Below are 23,499 nucleotides of genomic sequence, written 5' to 3' on the forward strand. Positions count from 1 at the left end.
AGCGGGTCATCTGGCGGACTTCCACTTCCGGGCCAGCTCGCGGTTAATCCTCGCGGCCCAGAATGGGCCCTCATACAGGAAGGCCGTGTAGCCCTGAACCAGAGTGGCTCCGGCGTCCAACCGTTCCAGTACGTCGTCGGCAGTTTCCACGCCGCCTACGGCGATCAGAACCAGTCTGTCCCCCACGATCGACTTCAAGCGGCGAAGCACGGCCAATGAGCGCTGCTTCACCGGCGCACCGGACAAGCCGCCGGCCCCGCAGGCCGCGACTTTTTCCGGAGAGGCCAGCAGGCCTTCGCGGCTGATGGTGGTGTTGGTGGCGATGATGCCGTCAAGGCCCAGGTCCAGCGCGAGGTTCGCGACGTCGTCGACGTCTTCATCACTGAGGTCAGGCGCAATTTTGACCAGCAGCGGCACGTGGCGTCCGGCAGACGCATCCGCTTCGCGGCCCACAGCTTCCAGCAACGGCCGAAGGGACTGCACGTCCTGCAGCAGGCGCAGTCCGGGAGTATTCGGTGAGCTCACATTTACCACCAGGTAATCCGCGGCCGGGGCAAGGCTCCGTGCGCTTAGCAGGTAGTCGGACACGGCGTCATCGAGTTCCACCACTTTGCTCTTGCCGATGTTGACGCCGATGATCGGGCGGGCACCGGGGTGGCTGCGCTGCAGGGCTGCCCTGGCGGCCTTCAACCTGGGCTCCACAGCGGTGGCGCCGTCATTATTGAAACCCATCCTGTTGATCACGGCCCGGTCTTCGATCAGGCGGAACAGTCGTGGCTGTGGGTTGCCGGGCTGTGCCAGGCCGGTAATGGTTCCAACCTCCACATGGCCGAAACCAAGCTTTGTCAGGGCCTCGATGCCGTGGCCTTCCTTGTCAAAGCCGGCAGCGAGGCCGAAAGGGGACGGGAAGGTCAGTCCGAATGCCGTCGTCTGCAGCGACGGGTCTGGCGCCGTGAACTTTTCCAGGATTCTGCCCACGCCGCTGGCGTGGGCGAGCCGGATGCCACGGAAGCCAATTTTGTGGGCACGTTCGGCGTCCATCCAGGAGAAGGCAAGCCGGAAGAAGGTGGGATAAATGCGCATGGCTCAAGTTTTCCGCCTCGGGGGTCACAAACCAAATGGCTAGGCTGGTGCCATGGAGTGGACAGAGGACATCCTCGGCACCGGTTTTGAAGCACGCCCCCTCAGTGCAACAGGCCCGGACGGCGTTACCAGGACAGCAACCCTGATCCGGTACGTGCCGGAGAACCCCGCAACAAGTCCTTCCGGCCGTGTTGCCGGAACCGCGGGGACCTCGGGCCGTCAAGCGGTGCTTTTCCTGCATGGCTGGAGCGACTACTTCTTCAATACAGACATGGCCGGCTTCTGGGCTGAGTCCGGCCGCGACTTTTATGCGCTGGACATGCACAACCATGGGCGCAGCCTCCAGGACGGCGTTCCTCCGGGATTCGTTGCAGACCTGAGGGATTACGACGCCGAGATCGACGCCGCTTTGGAGATCGTCACCGGCGGTGCACCCGGAGCAGACGTGACGTTGATGGGTCATTCGCTGGGAGGGCTGGTAGCCGTTCTTTGGGTCCAACGCAATCCGGGGCGGGTGAACCGGCTGGTCCTGAACAGCCCGTGGCTGGAAATGCACCGCGGACCGTGGACACGGCGGCTGGTTAACACCATGGTGGGTCCGATGGCGAGGTTCCGCCCGGATGCCGTGCTGCGGCTCCCGGAACGCCAGTTCTATTGGCGCAGCATCAGCTCAGATGCGGATGGTGAATGGACCCTGGACCCGCGGTACCGGCCGCCGCAGGCTTTCCCTGTCCGCGCGGCCTGGCTAAAGGCCGTTCTTGCAGGACAGTCCCAGGTGGCAAGCGGACTGCGGCTTCCTGTCCCTGTGCTGGTACTCCTGTCCGCGGCAAGCCGCAACGGGATGGTCTGGAGCGAGCAGATGCTGCGCACCGATGCAGTGCTGGACGTCAATGCCATTGCCCTACAGGCAGCAAACCTGGGCGACTCGGTGACTCTGGAACGGGTGGAGGGCGCCCTGCACGACGTCTTCCTGTCCGCACCCGCGGTGCGGGCTGATGCTTTCGACCGCGTTGCCCGGTGGTTGCGGGCGTATTAGACTCCGCGCCTACTGCCCCTCTGGTACGGCAGCATCCACCGCCCCGCCATAACGGCGGTCGCGCTGGGCGTAAATCTCGACGGCGTCCCAAAGTGTCCGGCGGTCAACATCAGGCCAGAGCACGTCCATGAAGACAAACTCGGCATAGGCCGACTGCCACAGCATGAAGTTTGAGAGGCGCTGCTCGCCGCTGCTCCGCAGGAACAGGTCAACATCAGGCAGGTCCGGCTCATCAAGGTACTTCTGGATGGTGCGCTCGCTGATGGCCCCGGGCTTCAACCGACCCGCGGCCACCTCTCCTGCGATGGCGGCTACGGCATCGGTTATTTCGGCCCGGCCGCCGTAATTAACACACATGGTTAACGTGCAGGTGCTGTTGCCCGCCGTATATTCCTCGGCTTCCTCAAGCTCCCTGATGACGGATCCCCAAAGCTTGGGGCGGCGTCCGGACCACCTGACCCGGACACCCCATTCGTCCAGCTGGTTCCGCTGGCGTCGTAACACGTCCTTGTTAAATCCCATCAGGAAGCGGACCTCTTCGGGGGAACGGCGCCAGTTTTCGGTGGAAAAGGCGTAGACCGTTACATACTCAATGCCGAGCTCAATAGCACCGGCAACGACGTCGAGCAGCGCCGGCTCCCCGGCCTTGTGGCCTTCCACACGGGGCAGGCCGCGCTGGTTCGCCCAACGCCCGTTGCCATCCATCACGATGGCCACGTGCCGGGGAATGAACTCGGCAGGGATGGACGGTGCGACGGTACCGGAAGGATGCGGATACGGAGCCACCACTGGCGTGTCCCGGCGTCGTACGTTTTTATTTTTTCCTAACGCCACTTTCAGTTACGCTCCACATGTTTGAGGGATTTGAGCACCCGTTCCAGGTGCCACTGCAGGTAAGCGGCCACAATGCCTGCCGATTCCCTTCGGTTGATAGCCTCGGAGGAATCGGCCGTCGCCCAGTCCCCCGTCAGCAGGGCACCGAGCAGGCGGACTGTTTCCGGAGCCGGCGAGGGCGATCCCGGAGGGCGGCAATCGTGGCACACCATTCCTCCCAACGGCGCGGCAAAGGCGGTGTGCGGGCCGGGCAGCCCGCACCGTGCACAGTCGGTGAAGCTGGGAGCCCAGCCGCCGGTTGCCAAAGCACGGAGGAGGTAGGAATCAAGAATCAGCCCGGGGGTATGTTCCCCGCGGCTCAAAGTCGCCAATGCACCCACCAGCAGGTTGTACTGCGCGGTGCCGGCCTCACCATCAACGTCCGTCAGTTTCTCCGCGGTTTCCGTCATGGCGGCAGCCACTGTGTACCGGCCGTAATCGGCTGCGATGGCCCCGCCATAGGCGCCCTTGGCCTCGGCCTGCGTCACAATATCCAGGGAACGGCCGGAAACCAGTTGGAGGTCCACCACCATAAAGGGTTCAAGCCGGGCGCCGAACCGGCTGCTGGTCCGCCGCACGCCTTTGGCTACCGCCCGGACCTGGCCGTGGTGCTTGGTGAGCAGTGTAATGATCCGGTCAGCTTCGCCCAGCTTATGGGTACGCAGCACCACGCCGTCGTCACGGTAGGCGCGGGAAGCGAAGGATTGTTGGGCCACGCTTAATCTTCGCACTCTCCGGGGCTGAAGGCCGACTGGACAACAGCGTGCCGCCGGAAGCATCCGGTGGCACGCTGTTGCTTGCGGCTGTATTCGGTTTTCGGTTCCCGACTTTCTGGAGATATCAGGCGTTAACCGGCCTGGGCATCGCGGACGGCGCGGTTCACCGCAGAAATCACTGCCTTCAGGGACGACGTCGTGGTGTTGGCATCTATACCCACGCCCCAGAGGACCCGCTCCCCCACGGCACATTCGACGTAGGATGCGGCCAACGCGTTGCCGCCTTCGGACAGTGCGTGCTCACTGTAGTCGAGGACTCTGACGTCCACGCCGTCCTGGCCGAGGATGTCCAGCAGTGCGGCGATGGGGCCGGTTCCCTTTCCGGTGCGTCGGACCTGCGCGCCATCCACGCCCAGGTTGGTGCTCAGGGTCATGCCGCCGTCCTCATCTGTTTCGGTGCTGATGGCTCCCAGCGAGTAGCGTCCCCATTGGGTATCCGGATCACTGGACGGCAGGTACTCATCCTGGAAGTGCTGCCACAGCTGTGCACCGCTGACCTCGCCGCCAACGGTATCCGTACGCTTCTGGATCACACCGGAGAACTCGATCTGCGCGCGGCGGGGCAGGTCCAGGCTGTGCTCGTTTTTGAGCAGGTACGCCACCCCGCCCTTGCCGGACTGCGAATTCACCCGGATCACGGCCTCGTAGCTCCGGCCCAGGTCCTTGGGGTCAACGGGGAGGTACGGTACCGCCCAGGTGAAGTCGGCGACGTCCTTTCCTGCTGCCGCCGCCTCCTTCTCCAGCGCTTCGAAACCCTTTTTGATGGCATCCTGGTGCGATCCGGAAAACGCCGTGAACACCAGGTCTCCGCCATAAGGAGCACGTTCCGGAACTGGCAGCTGGTTGCAGTATTCCACCGTTCGGCGGATGTCATCGATATCGGAGAAATCAATCATGGGGTCAATGCCCTGGACGAACATGTTCAGGCCCAGAGTGACCAGGTCGACGTTGCCGGTGCGCTCACCGTTGCCGAACAGGCAGCCCTCGATCCGGTCCGCGCCGGCCAGGTAACCGAGTTCCGCGGCCGCCACACCGGTGCCACGGTCGTTGTGCGGGTGCAGCGAGAGAATGATGCCTTCCCGCGGGTGCAGGTGGCGGCTCATCCACTCAATGGAGTCGGCGTAGACGTTGGGGGTGGCCATCTCCACAGTCGCAGGCAGATTAATGATGACCTGCCTGTCAGCCGATGCCTCAAAGACATCAGCTACCGCGTTGCACACCCTGACCGCGTACGCGAGCTCGGTTCCCGTGAAGGATTCCGGTGAGTACTCGTAGGTGATGTGGGTGTCCACCAGCGTCTCTTCATACTTCTTGCACAGGCGCGCCCCCTGCAGTGCGATGTCCAGGATGCCGTCCTCGTCCTGGTTGAAGACCACCCGGCGCTGCAGGACCGACGTCGAGTTGTAGAGGTGCACGATGGCCTGCTTGGCACCCACGAGGGATTCATACGTTCGCTCGATGAGGTGCTCCCGGGCCTGCGTCAGCACCTGGATGGTGACATCGTCAGGAATGTGGTTGCCCTCAATCAGCTGGCGGACAAAGTCGAAGTCGGTCTGCGACGCGGACGGGAAGCCCACTTCAATTTCTTTGTAACCCATGCGGACCAGCAGATCGAACATCTTCATTTTACGGGCCGGGCTCATGGGGTCGATGAGGGCTTGGTTGCCATCCCGGAGATCCACCGCACACCAGCGGGGCGCCTTGGTGATGAGCTTGTCCGGCCATGTACGGTCCGGCAGCTCAACAGTGATCTGGTCCTGGAACGGCTGGTACCGGTAGGCAGGCATTCCTGAGGGCTTTTGTGCGTTTCGCATGGTTATGTGTGGCCTTTTCTCTGGTTCAACTTTGAAAGGGTGGCCGGGCAACACAAACTCCGCAGCGAGGGTGGGCCTGAGCTAGATAGCGTCTGAGGCCTCGCCGCGGCAGCTAAGAAGGAGCAGGTCTGCGCGCACATTTCGAGAGTAGCACGCGTGCGTAAGATGAAGGGGCAGGTTCACCGCAACGTCCACCCTTCAGACGCTGCACGGCCCAGACCCGGCCGCAGCCCGTCCCTCCAAGGAGCTTCAGTGCCCATTTCGGGAATCGACCTCGCCAACATCGACTATGGCGTCAGGCCCCAGGACGACCTCTACCAGCACGTTAACGGGACATGGCTGAAAGGCACTGACATCCCCGATGACCGGCCGCTGGAAGGCACTTTCACCGCACTTCGTGATGGTGCCGAACTGGCGGTGAAGCAGATCATCCTTGACGCTGCAGCCAAAGCGGCTGAAGCCACCGGCATTGAGCGCAAGATCGGAGATCTCTACAACAGCTTCATGGATGAGGCCACTATCGAAGCCAAGGGCATGGCTCCCATCAGCCAGCGACTGGCCGATGTCTACGCCACGAACGATATCGATGAAGTCATCTCGCTGGCAGGCAAGCTGTTCCGTTCGGACGTTTCCGGGCTGTTCCACCTCTATCCTGCCCCCGACGCCGGGAATCCCGACCGGGTGCTGCTCTACATCGGACAGGGCGGACTGGGCCTGCCCGACGAATCGTATTACCGGGAATCGAAGTTTGCCGAGGTTGTTGCCGCCTACCAGACGCACATCGCGGCAATGTTCAGGCTCGCCTCCCTCCCGGATCCGGAGGACGCCGCTGCCCGCATCGTCGCGCTGGAAACACAGCTCGCTTCACATCACTGGGATAACGTGACGCTCCGCGATCCGCAAAAGACCTACAACCTCCTGACGGCCGCCGCCGCCGCCGGCCTCTTCCCGCCCCTGGATTCCTGGTTCAGCGCCGCCGGCGTCGGCCGGGACAAGCGGCAGGAACTCGTGGTCAGCACTCCCGATTTCTTCTCCGGGGCAGCATCGCTGCTGCAGTCTGAGCCCCTTCAGGCTTGGCAGGAGTGGTTCGCCATGCGGGTCATCGGCTCTGCCGCGCCCTATCTTTCGGCGGCATTCGTGCAGCAGAACTTCGCCTTCTACGGCACCACACTGAGCGGCACACCCAGGAACAAGGACCGCTGGAAGCGCGGAGTCGCCGTCGTGGAGGCCGCCCTCGGTGAGGCCGTGGGACAGATTTACGTGGCACGGCATTTCCCGGAAACGCACAAGGCCCGCATGCAAACCCTGGTGGCCAACCTCATCGAGGCATACCGGGAAAGCATTACCGGACTGACGTGGATGGGTGACGCAACCAAAGCCGAGGCGCTGCGAAAACTGGATGCCTTCCGCCCCAAGATTGGCTTCCCGGACGAATGGATCGACTATTCCGATGTGGACATCGATCCCGGCGACCTGCTGGGGAACGTGGAGCGGGCCCACAATGCCGACGTCGACCGCCACCTCGATGAGGTAGGCAAGCCGGTGGACCGGAAGAAATGGCTCATGACGCCGCAGACCGTCAACGCCTACTACCACCCGATGCTTAACGAGATCGTCTTCCCGGCCGCCATCCTGCAGCCGCCGTTCTTCACCGCCGACGCCGACGACGCCGTTAATTACGGCGGAATCGGGGCTGTGATCGGGCACGAGATCGGCCACGGTTTTGATGACCAGGGTTCCCAGTTCGACGGCGATGGGGCCTTACGCAACTGGTGGACAGAGCAGGACCGGGCGGCGTTCGAGAAACTGACTGCCCGGCTTGTTGCCCAGTTCGATGCGCTGTCCCCTTATGCTGCGCCCGGCCACTATGTCAACGGCAAACTCACCCTCGGTGAAAACATCGGCGACCTAGGCGGCCTCACCATCGCGTACAAGGCCTACCTGATCAGTCTCCAAGGCAAGGAACCGGACGTCCTGGACGGGCTGACCGGCCAGCAGAGGTTCTTCGCTTCATGGGCGGCCGGCTGGCGCCAGGTCATCCGGACCGAGGAAGCAATCCGCCGGCTTGCCACGGACCCGCACTCCCCCAACGAATTCCGCACCAACGCCATCGCGAAAAACCTCGACCCATTCCACGACGCGTTCGACGTTATGGAAGGCGACGGCATGTGGATGCCGCCCGAAGAGCGCGTCAGCATCTGGTAGCCGGCCCCGGTCCTTCCTCATTGATCGGCTCAGCCCCGGTCGATGAGGAAGGGGTTGACCTGCTGGCAGACCACATCGCTGGCGGTCTGGTTAACGACGTCCGGTGGCAGGGCTACGGCCCCATACTGCGGGCCGGCAGCAAAATCCGTGCCTACGTACAGCTGGACGCCGTAGACGCTGGTGGATGCGATGAGCTGCGCGTCCGGAATACCGAACAGGGCGGCTATGTCTGCCGCAACATCAGCGAATTCGGCGCCGTAATAAACCACAGTCTGTTCAACCGGGGCGGCGGCAGCTTCAGTGAGCTGCGTAAACCCGTCAGCAATCAGCGCGCCCGCAATTTCCTGGTAGCGGGCGGGCACCCCGGATCCATTGGCGACCGACACAGGCTGCAGCGCCTTGTCGTACGCGGCCTCTGCGGGCTGTTCGACCGGAACAGACTCCGTTGCAGTGGGACCGGAGGTGGGCTCACCGGTGGGAGTCGGCGTCGGGCTTTCCGAACCCGTGGGATCGGTCAGGTCAACGTCTTCACGCAGAGCTGCAAACAGCTGCGACGCTGCCGGCTGAGCCAGATCGAGGCGGTTCGGATCCAAGACACTTGGACCAGTGGGTACGGCCACGAAGGCGACTTTACTGATGTCGATATCCTTGAGGCGGGTGCCGGCCTTGACCAAGGCTGCCGGAGAAGCAAAGCCTTCGTCCAGGGTGAGATTCCTCGTGACAACGTCTGCAATGTTCAACACTTTTGCCGGATCGGACAAGGTGCCGTCATCCTTTACCTTACGGGTCAAGGATGACAGGAAGGCCTGCTGGGCCTTGATCCGGCCCAAGTCACTGCCGTCTTCAAAGGCATGGCGGCTGCGGAGCCAGGAGAGTGCCATCTCGCCTTGGACCGATGACGTTCCTGCCGGCAGCTGCAGCCTGGAATCCGGATCGAAGACAGGATCGCTGACGCAGACCTCGACGCCGCCGACCGCATTGGAAAGCTCCGTGACGGCCTTGAAGTCGGCCATCATGAAGTGGTCCACTTCCAGGCCGGTGAGTTTGTTCACGGTGTCCACCGCGCAGCCGATACCTGCCTGGGCCATGGCCTCGTTGATCATTGCTCCGGTGCGCGCCGGATAGGTGGTCCCCGTCTTGTGGTCAGTACATTCAGGGATGTTCACCATTAGGTCCCGGGGAAAGCTGATGACGCTCACCCGGGCATTATCTGCCGAGATGTCCATCATCATCATGACGTCGGACTGGCCATAGCCTGTTGAGTCCTCAACGCTGCCGTATTGAGCGTTGGCACCGTCCCGGGTGTCCGATCCGAGAATGAGGATCTGCATACGGTCGGTGGCCTCATCGATCTTGTCCGTTGGCGCACCTCCCGCGTTCAGCGGGGCTGTGCTGAGATTGGACTGCAGCCGGATGAACCAGTACCCGGCGAACACCACAGCTGACAGCAGGGCAAGGGACGCCACCCAAGTAACAACTTTGAGCCAACCAGGCATTCCCCGATTCTTCCCGAGATGCCTGGCAGCCCCGACGGCGGTTGTTTCCGTGTGCTTGGAGAACTGTCCGGTGTCCTTCGATATGTCGGCACCGTCATCGCCAGTTGCGCGGCCTTGCCCCACGTGTACGTCCCTTTCTTCAAAACCAAATTCGGCCTATCCTAGCCTTCAAGGCTGGGAGAATGCCGTAAGCCCGGCCGCGTCGGCCCCCTGCTAGAAGCCGAGCTTCACCAGCTGTTTCGGGTCCCGCTGCCAGTCCTTGGCCACTTTGACATGAAGATCAAGGTAGATGCGGGTCCCCAGTAAGGCTTCGATTCCCTTCCTGGCGTTGGTGCCTACCTCGCGCAGGCGGCTGCCCCCCTTGCCAATGATGATCGCCTTCTGCGACGGCCGTTCAACGTACAGGTTCACCCTGACGTCCAGGAGCGGGTTGTCCTCCGGGCGGCCTTCCCTGGGGAGGATTTCCTCCACCACCACGGCCAGAGAGTGCGGAAGCTCATCCCGGACGCCTTCCAGCGCTGCCTCACGGATGAGTTCTGCCACCATCACGGCCTCAGGCTCATCAGTCAATTCACCGTCCGGGTACAACGGCGGCGACGGCGGCATGTGACCGATCAGGATGTCGGCAACGGTGGAGACCTGGAAGCCATCGGTAGCGGAGACGGGCACGATGTCCCGCCAGCCCTCTTCGCCCAGGACTTCGCGGCCAAGCCCGGCGACGGCAAGCAACTGCTCAGTAAGCGCCTGCCTGTCGACGGTGTCCGCCTTGGTCACGACTGCCACTATCGGCTTGTTGCCAACAGCTGCCAGCTGGGCGGCGATGTATTTGTCGCCGGGCCCGATTTTCTCGTTGGCCGGCAGGCAGAACCCAATGGCGTCCACCTCGGAGAGGGTATCCGCCACGAGGTCGTTCAGGCGTTTTCCCAGCAATGTCCGCGGACGGTGCAGTCCCGGCGTATCCACCAGAATGAGTTGGGCATCCTCACGGTGGACAATGCCACGGATGGTGTGCCGGGTGGTCTGCGGCTTGGCCGAGGTGATGGCTACCTTGCTGCCCACCAAGGCGTTGGTCAGCGTGGACTTGCCGGCGTTCGGGCGTCCCACGAGCACGGCGAATCCCGCCCGGTAGCCACCGAAATCATCGGGTTCGGTGGGCTTATTCTTCTTGCTCATGTGGAACTCCCTGCTGGGTTAATGCTGTCTTGTAAAGGTGTTCGGTCAATTCGGCATCAAATTCGGGAACCCGGGCTGCAATTATATGACTGACCCGGTTACGGCGGCCTTCCGGCCGCTCAGCCCGCAGGGAGATTCCGCCGACCTCCACGGAGCTGCCAACGATTGGCACGCGGCCCAGCGATTTCGCGAGGAGCCCGCCAACGGTATCCACTTCATCGTCCTCAAGTTCGATGTCGAACAGTTCACCAAGGTCATCGATGCCCAGGCGGGCGCTGACCCGGTAGGAACCGTCCTCGAGTTCCACGGCCTCGGCAGACTCGGTGTCGTACTCGTCAACAATCTCGCCGACGATTTCCTCGATGAGGTCCTCCAGCGTCACCAGTCCCGCTGTGCCTCCGTACTCGTCGATGACAATGGCGACGTGCGTTGATTCCTTCTGGAGTTCCTTCAGGAGATCACTTACCGGCTTGGATTCCGGCACGTAGCGCACCTCCCGGGCCAGCGCCTCGACAGGCGGAATGGCATCCCCTGCCCCGCTGTGGTGGAGTACGGCGGCCACATCCTTGAGATACACGATCCCCAGGATGTGATCGTTGTTTTCGCCGATGACCGGTACCCGCGAATAGCCTGAGCGAAGGAAAAGCGACATGGCGTCCTTCAGGTCTGCGCCGGCCTCAATACTCACAATGTCCGTGCGCGGCACCATGACAGCCCTGACGAGGGTGTCGCCGAAGTCGAACACGGACTGGATCATCTCCGCTTCATCGTCCTCGATGACGTCCGACTCTGTGGCCCGGTCCACCAGCTCACGGAACTCCTGCTCACTGAAGAAAGCTTCATCACCGCCTGGTGCGCCTGGCGCGGCAGCACTGCCAATGCTCACCAGCCAACCCGGGACAGGGCCCAGGACCATGGTCAGCGAACTGATCAGCGGGGCGGTTAAACGGGCAACGCCCACCGCATGCAGGCGGCCGATCTGGCGGGGCGAAACTCCCACAATCACAAAGCCCAGGAGCGCCATGATGCCCGTAGCTGCCAGGCCTGCGAGCCAGACGTTATCCAGGACGCTGTGCAAAAGCACGGCAACTGCGACAGCGGAGGCCATTTCAAACCAGATCCGCCAGAAACGCAGGGCCCGGATGTGGGCAACAGGCTGGGCCAGGATGCGTTTCATTGCCTTGCCGCGGCCATTGGTCAGGAACGCCTCGGCATCATGGCGGGGCAGGAAATTGAAGGCCGCCTCTGCCGCGGTAAGAACTGCTGCGGCGCCGAGAAAAACGAGCGCCATGACGACCAGGAAAAGAATGGTCATTGTGTAGTCTCTGCCGGCGCTTCCTTGCCCGTAAATCCGGCGAGCAGTTCCCGCTGAAGGCCGAACATTTCTGCCTTCTCCTCCGGCTCGGCATGGTCGTAGCCAAGCAGGTGGAGGATGCCGTGTGTAGTCAGGAGCAGCATTTCATCCTGGGTGGAGTGTCCTGCATTGCGCGCCTGGTCTTCCGCTACCTGCGGGCAGATGGCGATGTCGCCCAGCATGCCTTGCGGCGTCAGCCGCCCGGGAGCACCAGGCGTCAGCTCGTCCATGGGGACGGACAGCACGTCGGTGGGCCCTGGCTCGTCCATGAGCTCCAGGTGAAGCTTCTCCATGGCGGTCTCGTCCACCAGCAGGACGGACAACTCTGCCTGGGGGTGGATGTAAAGCTGTTCGAAGATGTAGCGCGCCAAGGCGACAAGCTCGTTCTCCTCGACAGGAATCCCGGATTCGTTGTTAACTTCGATGCTCATACTTTGGCTCCTCCGGTCTCCCTGGACCGCGCCGCCCTCTGCTCCTGGACGTCGTCCCAGTCGCTGTACGCCTTGACGATGTTGCCCACCAGCCGGTGGCGTACGACGTCGGCCGCATCAAGGATGGAGAAATTGACGTCATCAATGCCAGTGAGTATCTCCTGGACGATCCGCAACCCGGACCGGCTACCGGTGGGAAGATCCACCTGGGTGATGTCGCCCGTGACCACCATCTTCGAACCGAATCCAAGGCGGGTGAGGAACATCTTCATCTGCTCCGGGGTGGTGTTCTGCGCTTCATCCAGGATGATGAAGGCGTCATTGAGCGTACGGCCGCGCATGTAGGCCAGCGGGGCGACTTCAATGGTGCCTGCGGCCATCAGCCGGGGAATGGATTCCGGATCAATCATGTCGTGCAGGGCGTCGTAGAGCGGCCGGAGGTAGGGGTCGATCTTATCGCTCAGGGTGCCTGGCAGGAAGCCAAGCCGCTCGCCGGCCTCGACTGCAGGCCGGGTCAGGATGATACGGCTGACTTCCTTTTGCTGCAGCGCCTGCACCGCTTTGGCCATGGCGAGGTATGTCTTTCCCGTATCTGCCGGACCGATGCCAAAAATTATGGTGTTGGCATCTATGGAATCTACGTAATTCTTCTGGTTCAGGGTTTTTGGCCGAATGGTGCGGCCGCGGCTTGAAAGTATGTCGTGCGTCAGGACGTCCACAGGGTTCTGCGTGGACTGCGACTTCAACAGGGCAACCAGTTGCTGCAGCACGTCAGGGCTGATGGTGGTCCCCCGCGCAACGAGGCCGCGGACCTCCTCAAGCAGGCGCATGATACGCGGAACGTCCGCTGTGGGGCCCGCAATGGTGAGCTCATTGCCGCGGACATGGAAGTTGACGGACGGGAACTGTTCCTCGATGAAACGGAGCGCCTCATCATGGCTGCCCAACGACTGGACCATCTGGTCGGAATCCTCGAAGTAGACCACTTCCGTGCGAATACCGGGCAAGGTGTGCGGGAATTCCCCTGTGCTTGGCTCGCCGGGGCTGACGCTGCGGCGTTTTCCGTTGGATGATTCAGTCATGGTGACGGCCAGCAGGCCTTGGGTTCCTCCCGTTGAATACTGACTCTGAATGTTCCTCCATCTTACGCCAGTGAGCCGGCCCGGCGGCCCCTGGAAGCAACCGGCCCGGTGCCGAAATGATTCGGTGATCAGGTATCAACTTCGTATCAGCCTCATATCGTTCCCGTTGCAGTTGTTGGCAGAGCCCGGAATCCACGAGCCCCAGCCGACGGTGTATGTAATGCTGGAAAGCGTCTCTTCCGGCCGAGCGGACATCGCTGCGCACCGTGAACGGACTTGGACGAATCTGGACGAACCAGCGAGCAGAACGAAAGGCACTCCCATCAAGGATCGACACATCGCTGTGCCTGTGGCGGCAACCGGCAGGACGCAGCCCCCGGGCCTGTTTCGCCGCGCCGCCGCGCTGGTTGTCGTGATCCCGCTTGCCCTGGCCATGTCCTCCTGTGTGGCCGGTCCCGCCTCACGATCGGCCACCTCCCCGGGTGCTCCCGGTCCGGGCTATTCCTCATTGTCCGTGCCGGCGTCGAACGCCCCGCTGGAAACGACGCAATCGTCCAACAAAGCGCCCATCTACTGGATCGGCCGAAGCGGTGAGCATGTCTTCCTGTACAGGGAATTCCGTGATGTCCCCGAACAGGACAATCCCGTGACCCGGGCGCTCAGGGCGATGATGTCCGAGACGCCCCTTGACCCGGACTTCTTCACCTCCTGGCAAAATCCGAAGGAACTGGAAACTTCGATTTCCGGCCAGAACATCATTACCGTTGACGTCTCGGAAGACGCTTTCAACAGCACCCTGGATGCCGGAATGGCCGAACTCGCCGTTCAACAACTGGTGCACACCGCGACAGCGGCCGCGGCAAGTTCCGGCCTGGTGGACACCAGCCAGCAGATCCAGGTCGTGGTGTTGGTTGACGGACACCCTGATTATCAGGCCTTCGGCCACATCCGGCTGGGCGCGCCGATGGCCCGGACGGCAGGCCTCGTTGCGCCAATCTGGATCACTGATCCGCAGGAAAACGTCAACGTCCCCAGCGGCACCGTGAAAGTAACGGGCCGAAGCACGGACCAGGGCGACCGCCTTCGCTGGCAATTGCTCCGGGAAAGCAACGGACAATCCAGCATCTATCTGAGCGGCGAAACCACCAGCGCGGCGGATGCCGGTTCGGCCGGGGTGTTCACGCTGGACCTGGCCTTGGAACGGGGAACGTACCAGCTGCGGGTCTCGCGCATTGCTGCCGAATCGGCGGAGCTTTCCCTGTATACGGACACCAGAAAGTTCAACGTAGGTTAGCGGCGGCCCAGGGCCTACCAGCGGCCCAGAATGTCATTGGCCACTACGGCAGCGGCAGGCCCTGCCGTCGAGGACCGCAGCACGTGGTGGCCCAGCAGTGCAGTCACGGCACCGGCGCCGCACAACCGGGTCACTTCACGGGCAGCGATCCCGCCCTCCGGTCCAACAATCAACAGGATCCTGCCACTGGGGGACGGCCCGGTCCGGCTGGTCCAGTCCTCAAGAACTGAGCGTAGCGGCCGGACGGCATCCTCATGCAGGATCACCGCAAGGTCTGCCGCCGCTGCCTGCCTGGCCAGTCCGGCGGTGTCGACGATTGATTCCACGCCCGGAATCCAGGCACGACGCGCCTGCTTGGCCGCGGCTGCTACCACCGACTCCCACTTGGCATGAGCCTTTGCCGCACGATCCGCCTTCCAGCGGACGATGGAACGTTCGGACTGCCAGGGGATCACACCATCGATACCAAGTTCAGTGGCCATCTCGATGGCAAGCTCATCCCGGTCTCCTTTGGCAAGTGCCTGCACCAACACCAACCGGAGTGCTGGTTCGGGCTCAACGGTCACCGTGAGGCAGTCGACGCTCAACTCCCCGGGGGCGGCAGTGGCCACTGTTCCGCTGATGCGGTTGCCACTGCCGTCGGCGAGGTCAACCGGCTCGCCTACGGCAAGTCTCTTGACGGTCACCGCATGCCTTGCCTCCGGGCCCTCCAGGACGAACGTAGAACCTGGCCGGACGTCCGCAAGAGCACCCTTGGGGGTGAAGAAGACAGGATTGGTCATTGCTAGAGGTTGCCCAGCCGGTCACGCAGCTTAGCGAACACGCCTCCACTGGCCGCGAGTTTCCCCTCAGTGAACTGCTCGCCGCGAAGCTTCGCCAACTGGCGCAGGAGGTCCTCCTGGGTGGCATCGAGCCTCGTTGGAGTCTCTACCTGGAGGTGCACCTTCAGGTCGCCACGGCCGTAGCCGCGCAAGTGCGTGACGCCGAGTCCACGAAGCGTAATGATTTCACCGGACTGCGTGCCGGCCTTGACGTCGATCTCCTGCAGGCCGTCGAAGGTCTCGAGGCTGATTTCCGTCCCAAGGGCCGCAGCGGTCATGGGGATGTTGAGGGTGGCGTGGAGATCGTCGCCATCCCGGACGTAGGTGGAATCGCTATTTACGCGGATCTCGACATAAAGGTCACCGGCCGGACCGCCTGCCGGCCCGGCTTCACCCTGCCCTGAGAGCTGGATGCGGGTACCGGTGGCTACACCCGCCGGAACCTTAATGGTGATGGATCTGCGGCTCCTGATCCGCCCCTGGCCGTTGCATTCGTTGCAGGGATCCTTGATCACGGTACCGAAGCCCTCGCAACTGCCGCACGGTGCCGCCGTCATAACCTGACCCAGGATGGACCGGACCGCCCTTTGGATCTGGCCGCTGCCGCCACAGACGTCGCAGCGTTCCGGGGAGGTGCCCTCGCGGCAGCAGCTGCCATCGCACGTGGGGCACACGACGGCGGTATCCACTTCCAGCTTCTTGTTGACGCCGAACACGGCGTCCCGGAGGTCAATGCGGACGCTGATCAAGGCGTCCTGACCACGACGCACCCTGGAGGCGGGTCCGGCCGTGCCACCGGCACCGAAGAAGGTGTCAAAAATGTCCTGGAACGCGAAGCCCTGGCCAGCGTACTGGCCTCCGCCAAAGCCGTTGTCGGTGCCGTTCTCGTTACCGGTGGTGTCGTAGACCCGGCGCTTCTGCGGATCGGAAAGAACCTCGTAGGCGTGCGTGACGGCCTTGAACCGGTCAGAGGCGTCCTCACCCGGGTTGACGTCCGGGTGAAGTGTCCGTGCCAGCTTTCGGTAAGCCTTCTTGATTTCCTCCCCGGTGGCTTCCGGTGAAACCCCAAGGACGTCGTAGTGGCTGCTCAAGTCTGATTTCTCTTCCTGTTGTCAAGCTTTACTTCGAAGATGCTGCGGACCCTACGGTCCAAGAATGCGCGAAAGATAGCGCGCCACGGCCCGAACGGCAGCCATGGTGGTGGGATAATCCATGCGGGTGGGTCCCAGGACGCCAATTTTTGCCAAACTGTCAGGTCCATACGCCGTGGCGACCACGGAAGCCTCTGCCAGGCCGTCGTAAGGGTTCTCCCGTCCGATACTGACGGCGACACCGCGGGGATCCTGGGCCATCTCGCTGAGGAGCCTGAGCATGACCACCTGCTCTTCCAGGGCTTCCAGGACCGGCCCGATGCTCAGCGGAAAGTCGACGTTGGAACGGGCGAGGTTCGCTGTTCCGGCCATGACCATCCGTTCTTCCCTGCTGCCCTGCGCGAGTGCTTCCAGTCCCTGCGCCAGCGTATTGGCGGCAGCACGGTGGACGGGAGCAGCCGCAGCGACGGCGGCAGGCAGCGTCTGCGGGAGCTGACTGAGCAGCGTGCCGTGGGTGGCCGAAAGGAAACCGGCCCGGAGGGCTGCGAGGCCCTCCTCACCGATATCGGAACCGACATCGATGACCCGTTGTTCCACCTTTCCTGTCGTGGCGATCAGGACCACCAGCACCCGGCGCGGGGCCAGCAGCACAAATTCAATGTGCCTCACCTGCGCCCGGCTTTGCTGAGGGTACTGGACCACTGCAACCTGGTTGGTCAGCTGCGACAGCAGCCGCACGGTCCGGTCCAGAACGTCGTCGAGATCGTTCGAGCCCTCAAGGAGCGTCTGGATGGCCCGGCGCTCTGCCGGAGATAACGGTTTAACCGCCGAAATCTGGTCGACGAAGAGCCGGTAGCCCTTGTCCGTGGGTACGCGGCCTGCGCTGGTATGAGGGGCCGTTATAAGCCCTTCGTCCTCCAACGCCGCCATGTCATTGCGGATGGTGGCGCTGGATACGCCAAGGTGGTGGCGTTCAACCAGCGCTTTTGATCCCACCGGTTCGCGGAAGTGGACGTAGTCCTCCACTATGGCCCGCAGTACCTCCAGTTTGCGTGGATCGCTCATTGTCTACCTCCGTTCGATGGTCGCTCATGACTGGTGTATTGCTGATGGCTGCGAGGGTGTTAGCACTCGACATGCCCAAGTGCCAGTCTAATATGACTCGCCGCGTTGTTAGCATTGGTACCGCTCCGGGCGAAATCCGCCCGGTATGTGGCGTGAGGCTGGAAACCAGGATGCAGTACCAGAATTGGGGTCCGCAGGATCTGTCCGCGCCGGCGCGGACAGAACTTCCCGCCGTCCCGGTGGAACGGGGCATGGTCCTTGAGGAAGTGCAATCGGGCTGGGTGGGAGCCGTAACGCGGGTGGAAAAATCCGGCGGGATGCACTTGGTGGTGCTGGAGGACCGGCGCGGCAAGCCTCGATCCTTCAAGCTGGGTTACGGCTTCCTCCTGGAGGGCCAGCCCATCAGGCTCGACCCGCCGGTTCCCCGCACTGCGGGAACAGCAGGAGCAAGAACCGGCAGCCAAAGAACCGCTTCCGGTTCGGTGCGCGTTGCCGGACAACGCGCCCAGGTGGCAAAGGCCAGCCGGATCTGGGTCGAGGGAAAGCACGACGCCGAACTCGTGGAGAAGGTCTGGGGCGATGACCTCCGGGCGGAAGGAATCGTCGTCGAACCGCTGCATGGCATCGACGATCTCCCGGGCGCTGTCACGGCCTTTGGCCCCGGCCCCGGCCGCCGGCTCGGCATCCTGGTGGACCATCTGGTTCCGGACTCCAAGGAATCGCGGATCGCAAGTGACGTGATGGGCTCCCCCGGCGCGGCTGGCAACGTACTGATTGTTGGCCACCCTTATGTCGACGTGTGGCAGGCAATCCGGCCGGCGGTCCTGGGTATACCTGCGTGGCCGGTGGTGCCCCGCGGCCAGGACTGGAAGACCGGCATTCTCGCAGCTTTCGGCTGGCCGCATTCCACCAAGGAGGACATCGGGCTGGGCTGGCAGAAGTTGCTGTCCGCGGTGACCAGCTATGCCGATCTTGAAGCGTCGCTGCTCGGGCGGGTGGAAGAAGTCATCGATTTCCTCACGGCACCCTGATGGCCGCTGCAAGGGAACCGTGAATCACCAAGTATTCTTGCACTAACACCCTCCGCAGCACCGAAAAGGACATAACCGTGGCAGAGAACGCGCGCGACAACAGGGACACCCAGCCCGCCAGTGGCAGTCCCGAGTATCACGGCGTGCCCGCGAACGCCCTCCCGCTGACCGCGAACGAGGACCGCCAGTGGGCAACGCTCGCCCACTTCGGCGGGATCCTGGGCTGCATTCCGTCGCTGGTGATTTACCTGATCTTCAAGGACCGTGGGCCCTTTACGGCGCAGGAGTCCAAAGAAGCCCTCAACTTTACGCTTCCGCCCACAGTCGCTGCCGTTCTGGCCAACCTGCTGCTGTTCATTCCGGGAATCGGCAACCTCTTTGCCGTCATCGCCACGCTGATCTGGATCACCCTGACATGCTTCTCGGTTTCCGCCGGCATCCACGTTAACCGGGGCCAGCCGCACCGCTACCAGTACAACCTGCGCCTGATCAAGTAGTAATCAACCCCGGCCGATTTCAGCCGGCAACGTGTCAGTCGGGCAAAATTCGGCGGACGACGGCGTCAGCCAGCAACCTGCCTTTAAGCGTCAGTAGCAGCTTGCCTGCAAAAGCCTCGGCCGGGTCGATCAGTGAATCGGCAATGAGCCCGGCAATCGCCTGCCGTCCGCTGCCCAGGGATTCGATCTCCAGCCCTGATGCAAGGCGCGCCTCCAGGAGGACGCGCTCGACGTTCCTGGTTCCGGCGTCGAGCGTTTCCCGTCCGGCGGCCGGCGAGGAACCAGCAGCGAGCCGGCCTGCATAGGCGGTGGGGTGCTTGACGTTCCACCAGCGCACACCACCGACGTGCGAGTGGGCACCTGGCCCGATCCCCCACCAGTCATCACCACGCCAGTACGCGAGGTTGTGCCGGCATTGCTGCTCCGGGCCGCGCGCCCAGTTGCTGACCTCGTACCAGCCCAGGCCTGCGGCAGTGATCAGCTCATCCGCGAGTTCGTACTTGGCTGCGTGGTCGTCGTCGTCGATTCCGGGAACCTCGCCGCGCCGGATCTGGGCTGCGAGCTTCGTCCCCTCCTCCACAATCAGGGCATAGGCGCTGATGTGGTCCGGGCCGTAGGAGAGCGCAGTTTCGACCGAGAGCCGCCAGTCCGCCAGCGACTCCCCCGGCGTGCCATAGATCAGGTCAAGGCTGACAGCGAGCCCCGCCTGGCGGGCCCACTGCACAGCAAGCGGGACTCGGCTGGGAGTGTGGGTCCGATCCAGGACCTTCAGGACGTGCGGAACAGCCGACTGCATGCCGAACGACACCCGGGTGAAGCCGGCATCGGCAAGCAACTGCAGAGATTCGAGCGATACGGAATCCGGGTTGGCTTCGGTGGTGACCTCGGCCCCGGGGACCAGGCCCCAATGGGCAACGGCGGCTTTCAGGATGCGTGCGAGGTCCTCTGCAGGCAACAGCGTGGGGGTTCCGCCGCCAAAAAACACGGAGTTGAGCGGCCGGGCCGGCAGCCCCGACCCCGCCAGCGCTCTGGAAGCAAACTCCAATTCCGACATGGCCGTGGAAGCGTAGGCGTCCTGGGACGCACCGCCGCCCAGCTCGGTAGCCGTGTAGGTGTTGAAGTCACAGTAGCCGCAGCGGACGGCGCAGAACGGGATGTGAACGTACAGCCCGAAGCTGCGGGTATCGACGCCGTCCAGCACCTGCGCGGGCAGCAGTCCGTCAGCAGGTGCCGGGTCTCCGAGCGGAAGGGCGCTAGGCATGCCGGCCGGCCTGCCCGGAGTCCGGGAGCGGATACAGCAGGAACACTACTTCTTTGCCTTGTCCTTGGATTCGTCGGTGGTCAGGGCGGCAATAAACGCTTCCTGGGGAACCTCGACGCGGCCCACCATCTTCATGCGCTTCTTGCCTTCCTTCTGCTTTTCCAGCAGCTTGCGCTTACGGGTGATGTCGCCGCCGTAGCACTTGGCCAGCACGTCCTTACGGATGGCGCGGATGCTCTCGCGGGCAATAATCCTGGACCCGATTGCGGCCTGAATGGGCACCTCGAACTGCTGCCTGGGAATGAGTTCCCGGAGCTTGCCGGTCATCATCACACCGTAGGCATAAGCCTTTTCCCGGTGGGTGATGGCGCTGAAGGCATCCACCTGCTCGCCCTGGAGCATGATGTCCACCTTCACCAGGTCTGCCACCTGGTCGCCGTCGGCCTTCCAGTCCAGCGAACCATAACCGCGGGTCTTGGACTTGAGTATGTCGAAGAAGTCAAAGACGATTTCCGCCAGCGGCAGGCGGTACCGGATTTCCACCCGGTCCTCGGAGAGGTAATCCATACCACCCAGTACGCCGCGTCGGCTCTGGCACAGTTCCATGATGGCGCCTACGAAGTCGCTGGGAGCCAGGATGGTGGCAGAAACCATGGGTTCACGGACCTCGGCGACTTTGCCGGTTGGGTATTCGCTGGGGTTGGTCACATGGATGACCTTTTTGTCCTCCAGGGTCACCTGGTACTCCACGTTGGGAGCGGTGGAGATCAGGTCCAGGTTGTATTCACGTTCGAGCCGCTCACGGGTGATTTCCAGGTGCAGCAGGCCCAGGAAGCCAACACGGAAGCCGAACCCCAGTGCTGCGGACGTTTCCGGCTCGTAGACCAGCGCGGCATCGTTGAGCATCAGTTTCTCGAGCGCATCACGAAGCACAGGATAGTCCGTGCCATCCAGCGGGTACAGGCCAGAGAACACCATGGGCTTGGCATCGGAGTAACCGGCGAGGGATTCCGTCGCCGGCTTGGCAAGGTTTGTGATGGTGTCGCCCACCTTTGACTGCCGGACGTCCTTCACTCCGGTAATCAGGTACCCCACTTCGCCAACACCAAGTCCCTTTGACGGAGTGGGTTCCGGTGAGCTGACGCCGATCTCCAGGAGCTCGTGGGTGGCGCGGGTGGACATCATCTGAATCTTCTCGCGCGGATGCAACATGCCGTCCATAACCCGGACGTAGGTTATGACGCCGCGGTAAGTGTCGTAGACAGAGTCGAAAATCATGGCACGGGCTGGAGCTTCGGCGTCGCCTACTGGTGCCGGAAGATCGCGGACGATCTTGTCCAGCAGTGCCTCGACGCCTGCGCCGGTCTTGCCTGAGACCCGCAGGACGTCCTCCGGATCGCCGCCGATCAGGCTGGCCAATTCTGCCGCGTACTTTTCCGGCTGCGCGGCGGGGAGGTCAATCTTGTTGAGTACCGGGATGATGGTGAGATTGTTTTCCATCGCAAGGTACAGGTTGGCGAGCGTCTGGGCTTCAATGCCCTGCGCAGCGTCAACCAGCAGGATGGCCCCTTCGCAGGCAGCCAGCGACCGCGAGACCTCGTAGGTGAAGTCAACGTGCCCCGGAGTGTCGATCATGTTCAGCGCGTAGCTGGTGCCGTCCAGTTCCCACGGCATCCGGACGGCCTGGGACTTGATGGTGATGCCGCGTTCGCGTTCAATATCCATCCGGTCCAGGTACTGGGCCTTCATATCGCGCGACTGAACCACCCCGGTGAACTGCAGCATGCGGTCTGCCAGGGTGGACTTGCCGTGGTCAATGTGCGCGATGATGCAGAAATTCCGAATGATGGCCGGATCTGTCGCGGCGGGCACCGGGGCGGTGCGGGCCATGGGAGACACGCAGGGTCCTTACTGTTGGCTGCTCTGATTGTGAACTTCAAGTGTCCCACGTCAAAGGCCGCTGTGCGCATTCGGAAGCATGGCCAACGGGCAGTCTGCAGGCAGGTGCCGCCGGAACGGTGCAGCATTAGGCTGGCAGCATGGTGTTCAATTTGCAGTCCCTGGCCCGCGTCGCCCGATCGGCCCTCCGCGTCCTGACGGCACCCAACCAAGGCAGGTCCGCCGGCAGTAAACCCGCCGGTAAGGCCAGACGCCCTGCTTCGGCGGTCCCGGCGTCGAACATTCCCTCCCGTCCCGCCTCCCCCTACCCCGGGGACTACCGGACCGGGCCGGACCGGCTGCACCTGCGGTACGCCCCCTCCCCGGACGGCAACCCGGACCCTGGTGAGATCGTCTGGACGTGGGTCCCTTACGAGGAAGACTTCTCCCGGGGGAAGGACCGGCCTGTGCTGATCATCGGATCCAACGACGGTTACCTCCTGGCACTCATGCTGACCAGCAAGGACCACGACGGCGGCAGGGCGGCATCCGGGGACTATGTGGACGTGGGTGCCGGGGCGTGGGACAAGCAAGGCCGGCCCAGCGAAGTAAAGCTGGACCGGGTGCTGCGGATCCGGGAGAGTGACGTCCGGCGCGAAGGCGCGGTACTGGCTAAGGCGGGGTTCCAGGCGGTTGCCGCAGCCCTTGCCAAGCGGTATGGCTGGGCTGCTCCACGGTGATAAGACCCGAAACTGGCCACTGAGCAACCAACTCTGCTAATATTTATAGCTGTGTGTCCGTGCAGGTCGACGGCCACTGAAGGTTGGCCGCCATAGGTATCCCCACGCCGCTCAGTCAAGGCCAGCCGGAAAAACCCTCTAGACCATTTCCGCATTAAAAAGAGAGTTCACACGTGGCTAATATCAAGTCCCAGAAGAAGCGCATCCTCACCAACGAGAAGGCACGCCTGCGCAACAACGCAGTCAAGTCCGAGCTGAAGACGGCCATCCGCGCCGTCAACACCGCCGTTGAGTCCACCGACAAGGAAGCTGCTACTACTGCTCTTGTTGCCGCCAGCCGCAAGCTGGACAAGGCTGTCAGCAAGGGTGTTCTGCACAAGAACAACGCAGCGAACCGCAAGTCGGCGATCTCCAAGAAGGTCAACGCACTGTAAGGTTTCCAGTTCCACGAACTGATGTTGTGGCCGGCTCTTCGGAGCCGGCCACACGCGTTTAAGC

General features: G+C 62.8%; 21 protein-coding genes. 7 read left to right on the plus strand and 14 right to left on the minus strand.

Annotated features, from left to right (window positions below; all coding sequences use genetic code 11):
• Nucleotides 1-6: 6 nt before the first annotated feature.
• Entirely contained in the window at nucleotides 7-1,083 is a 1,077-nt protein-coding gene (locus ACWA13_RS09365) for a quinone-dependent dihydroorotate dehydrogenase (protein ID WP_463933500.1), read from the minus strand.
• A 52-nt stretch (nucleotides 1,084-1,135) separates the two neighbouring features.
• On the opposite strand from ACWA13_RS09365, the gene ACWA13_RS09370 reads away from it, so the two are divergent.
• Nucleotides 1,136-2,119 (plus strand): alpha/beta hydrolase, encoded by a 984-nt coding sequence (locus ACWA13_RS09370; RefSeq protein ID WP_463933502.1) that lies wholly within the window; start codon nucleotides 1,136-1,138, stop codon nucleotides 2,117-2,119.
• Between the two features lie 9 nt (nucleotides 2,120-2,128).
• Here ACWA13_RS09370 and ACWA13_RS09375 read toward each other — a convergent pair whose 3' ends face one another.
• The 3 genes from ACWA13_RS09375 to leuA form a co-directional block, all read right to left on the minus strand.
• A complete protein-coding gene (locus ACWA13_RS09375; RefSeq protein WP_463933504.1) occupies nucleotides 2,129-2,953 on the minus strand; it encodes an isoprenyl transferase in 825 nt (274 codons plus the stop codon).
• A 2-nt stretch (nucleotides 2,954-2,955) separates the two neighbouring features.
• Entirely contained in the window at nucleotides 2,956-3,708 is a 753-nt protein-coding gene (gene recO, locus ACWA13_RS09380) for a DNA repair protein RecO (protein WP_463933506.1), read from the minus strand.
• A 131-nt stretch (nucleotides 3,709-3,839) separates the two neighbouring features.
• Nucleotides 3,840-5,582 carry a 2-isopropylmalate synthase gene (gene leuA, locus ACWA13_RS09385; protein WP_463933508.1) on the minus strand — a complete coding sequence of 581 codons (1,743 nt, stop codon included), beginning with the start codon at nucleotides 5,580-5,582 and terminating at the stop codon, nucleotides 3,840-3,842.
• A gap of 252 nt (nucleotides 5,583-5,834) precedes the next feature.
• Between leuA and ACWA13_RS09390 the strand changes: the two genes are divergently transcribed.
• Nucleotides 5,835-7,787, plus strand: a complete 1,953-nt coding sequence (locus ACWA13_RS09390) for a M13 family metallopeptidase (protein WP_463933510.1) — start codon at nucleotides 5,835-5,837, stop codon at nucleotides 7,785-7,787.
• A 29-nt stretch (nucleotides 7,788-7,816) separates the two neighbouring features.
• Here ACWA13_RS09390 and ACWA13_RS09395 read toward each other — a convergent pair whose 3' ends face one another.
• From ACWA13_RS09395 to ACWA13_RS09415, 5 genes are all read right to left on the minus strand, one after another.
• On the minus strand, nucleotides 7,817-9,283 hold the full coding sequence (locus tag ACWA13_RS09395) for an LCP family protein (protein WP_463933512.1): 1,467 nt from the start codon (nucleotides 9,281-9,283) through the stop codon (nucleotides 7,817-7,819).
• Nucleotides 9,284-9,496: 213 nt separating this feature from the next.
• The gene (era, locus tag ACWA13_RS09400) at nucleotides 9,497-10,456 is read right to left on the minus strand and encodes a GTPase Era (protein ID WP_463933514.1); all 960 of its coding nucleotides are present in this window, start codon (nucleotides 10,454-10,456) and stop codon (nucleotides 9,497-9,499) included.
• A complete protein-coding gene (locus ACWA13_RS09405) occupies nucleotides 10,440-11,771 on the minus strand; it encodes a hemolysin family protein (RefSeq protein WP_463933515.1) in 1,332 nt (443 codons plus the stop codon). Before ACWA13_RS09405 ends, era begins: the two co-directional genes overlap by 17 nt.
• Nucleotides 11,768-12,241 carry an rRNA maturation RNase YbeY gene (ybeY, locus tag ACWA13_RS09410; protein ID WP_463933517.1) on the minus strand — a complete coding sequence of 158 codons (474 nt, stop codon included), beginning with the start codon at nucleotides 12,239-12,241 and terminating at the stop codon, nucleotides 11,768-11,770. The genes ACWA13_RS09405 and ybeY overlap by 4 nt, the downstream gene beginning before the upstream one ends.
• Entirely contained in the window at nucleotides 12,238-13,323 is a 1,086-nt protein-coding gene (locus ACWA13_RS09415; RefSeq protein ID WP_463933518.1) for a PhoH family protein, read from the minus strand. Before ACWA13_RS09415 ends, ybeY begins: the two co-directional genes overlap by 4 nt.
• A 343-nt stretch (nucleotides 13,324-13,666) precedes the next feature.
• On the opposite strand from ACWA13_RS09415, the gene ACWA13_RS09420 reads away from it, so the two are divergent.
• Nucleotides 13,667-14,617, plus strand: coding sequence for a GerMN domain-containing protein (locus ACWA13_RS09420; protein ID WP_463933520.1), 951 nt, complete (start codon nucleotides 13,667-13,669; stop codon nucleotides 14,615-14,617).
• 14 nt (nucleotides 14,618-14,631) lie between these two features.
• Here ACWA13_RS09420 and ACWA13_RS09425 read toward each other — a convergent pair whose 3' ends face one another.
• Genes ACWA13_RS09425 through hrcA form a run of 3 tightly spaced genes read right to left on the minus strand, consistent with a single transcriptional unit; the run spans nucleotide 14,632 to nucleotide 17,594 of the window.
• The gene (locus tag ACWA13_RS09425) at nucleotides 14,632-15,399 is read right to left on the minus strand and encodes a 16S rRNA (uracil(1498)-N(3))-methyltransferase (RefSeq protein WP_463933522.1); all 768 of its coding nucleotides are present in this window, start codon (nucleotides 15,397-15,399) and stop codon (nucleotides 14,632-14,634) included.
• Between the two features lie 2 nt (nucleotides 15,400-15,401).
• A complete protein-coding gene (gene dnaJ, locus ACWA13_RS09430) occupies nucleotides 15,402-16,529 on the minus strand; it encodes a molecular chaperone DnaJ (RefSeq protein ID WP_463933524.1) in 1,128 nt (375 codons plus the stop codon).
• 51 nt (nucleotides 16,530-16,580) lie between these two features.
• Entirely contained in the window at nucleotides 16,581-17,594 is a 1,014-nt protein-coding gene (hrcA, locus tag ACWA13_RS09435; RefSeq protein WP_463933526.1) for a heat-inducible transcriptional repressor HrcA, read from the minus strand.
• Between the two features lie 170 nt (nucleotides 17,595-17,764).
• Here hrcA and ACWA13_RS09440 point away from each other — a divergent pair, with 170 nt between their 5' ends.
• Together ACWA13_RS09440 and ACWA13_RS09445 are read left to right on the plus strand one after the other, a co-directional pair.
• Nucleotides 17,765-18,625 (plus strand): DUF3097 domain-containing protein, encoded by an 861-nt coding sequence (locus ACWA13_RS09440; protein WP_463933527.1) that lies wholly within the window; start codon nucleotides 17,765-17,767, stop codon nucleotides 18,623-18,625.
• Nucleotides 18,626-18,702: 77 nt separating this feature from the next.
• Entirely contained in the window at nucleotides 18,703-19,122 is a 420-nt protein-coding gene (locus tag ACWA13_RS09445; protein WP_463933529.1) for a DUF4870 domain-containing protein, read from the plus strand.
• Between the two features lie 34 nt (nucleotides 19,123-19,156).
• Here the strand turns inward: ACWA13_RS09445 and hemW are convergent, their stop codons facing one another.
• Nucleotides 19,157-20,383 (minus strand): radical SAM family heme chaperone HemW, encoded by a 1,227-nt coding sequence (gene hemW, locus ACWA13_RS09450; protein ID WP_463933531.1) that lies wholly within the window; start codon nucleotides 20,381-20,383, stop codon nucleotides 19,157-19,159.
• A 45-nt stretch (nucleotides 20,384-20,428) separates the two neighbouring features.
• Nucleotides 20,429-22,282: a translation elongation factor 4 gene (lepA, locus tag ACWA13_RS09455; protein WP_463933533.1), complete on the minus strand. Its 1,854-nt coding sequence runs from the start codon at nucleotides 22,280-22,282 to the stop codon at nucleotides 20,429-20,431.
• Nucleotides 22,283-22,422: 140 nt separating this feature from the next.
• Between lepA and ACWA13_RS09460 the strand changes: the two genes are divergently transcribed.
• Together ACWA13_RS09460 and rpsT are read left to right on the plus strand one after the other, a co-directional pair.
• Nucleotides 22,423-23,001 carry a type II toxin-antitoxin system PemK/MazF family toxin gene (locus ACWA13_RS09460; RefSeq protein ID WP_463933535.1) on the plus strand — a complete coding sequence of 193 codons (579 nt, stop codon included), beginning with the start codon at nucleotides 22,423-22,425 and terminating at the stop codon, nucleotides 22,999-23,001.
• Nucleotides 23,002-23,174: 173 nt separating this feature from the next.
• Nucleotides 23,175-23,435 carry a 30S ribosomal protein S20 gene (gene rpsT, locus ACWA13_RS09465; RefSeq protein ID WP_463933537.1) on the plus strand — a complete coding sequence of 87 codons (261 nt, stop codon included), beginning with the start codon at nucleotides 23,175-23,177 and terminating at the stop codon, nucleotides 23,433-23,435.
• Nucleotides 23,436-23,499 lie beyond the last annotated feature (64 nt).

The organism is Pseudarthrobacter sp. TRD_SC_9 (assembly GCF_055361265.1).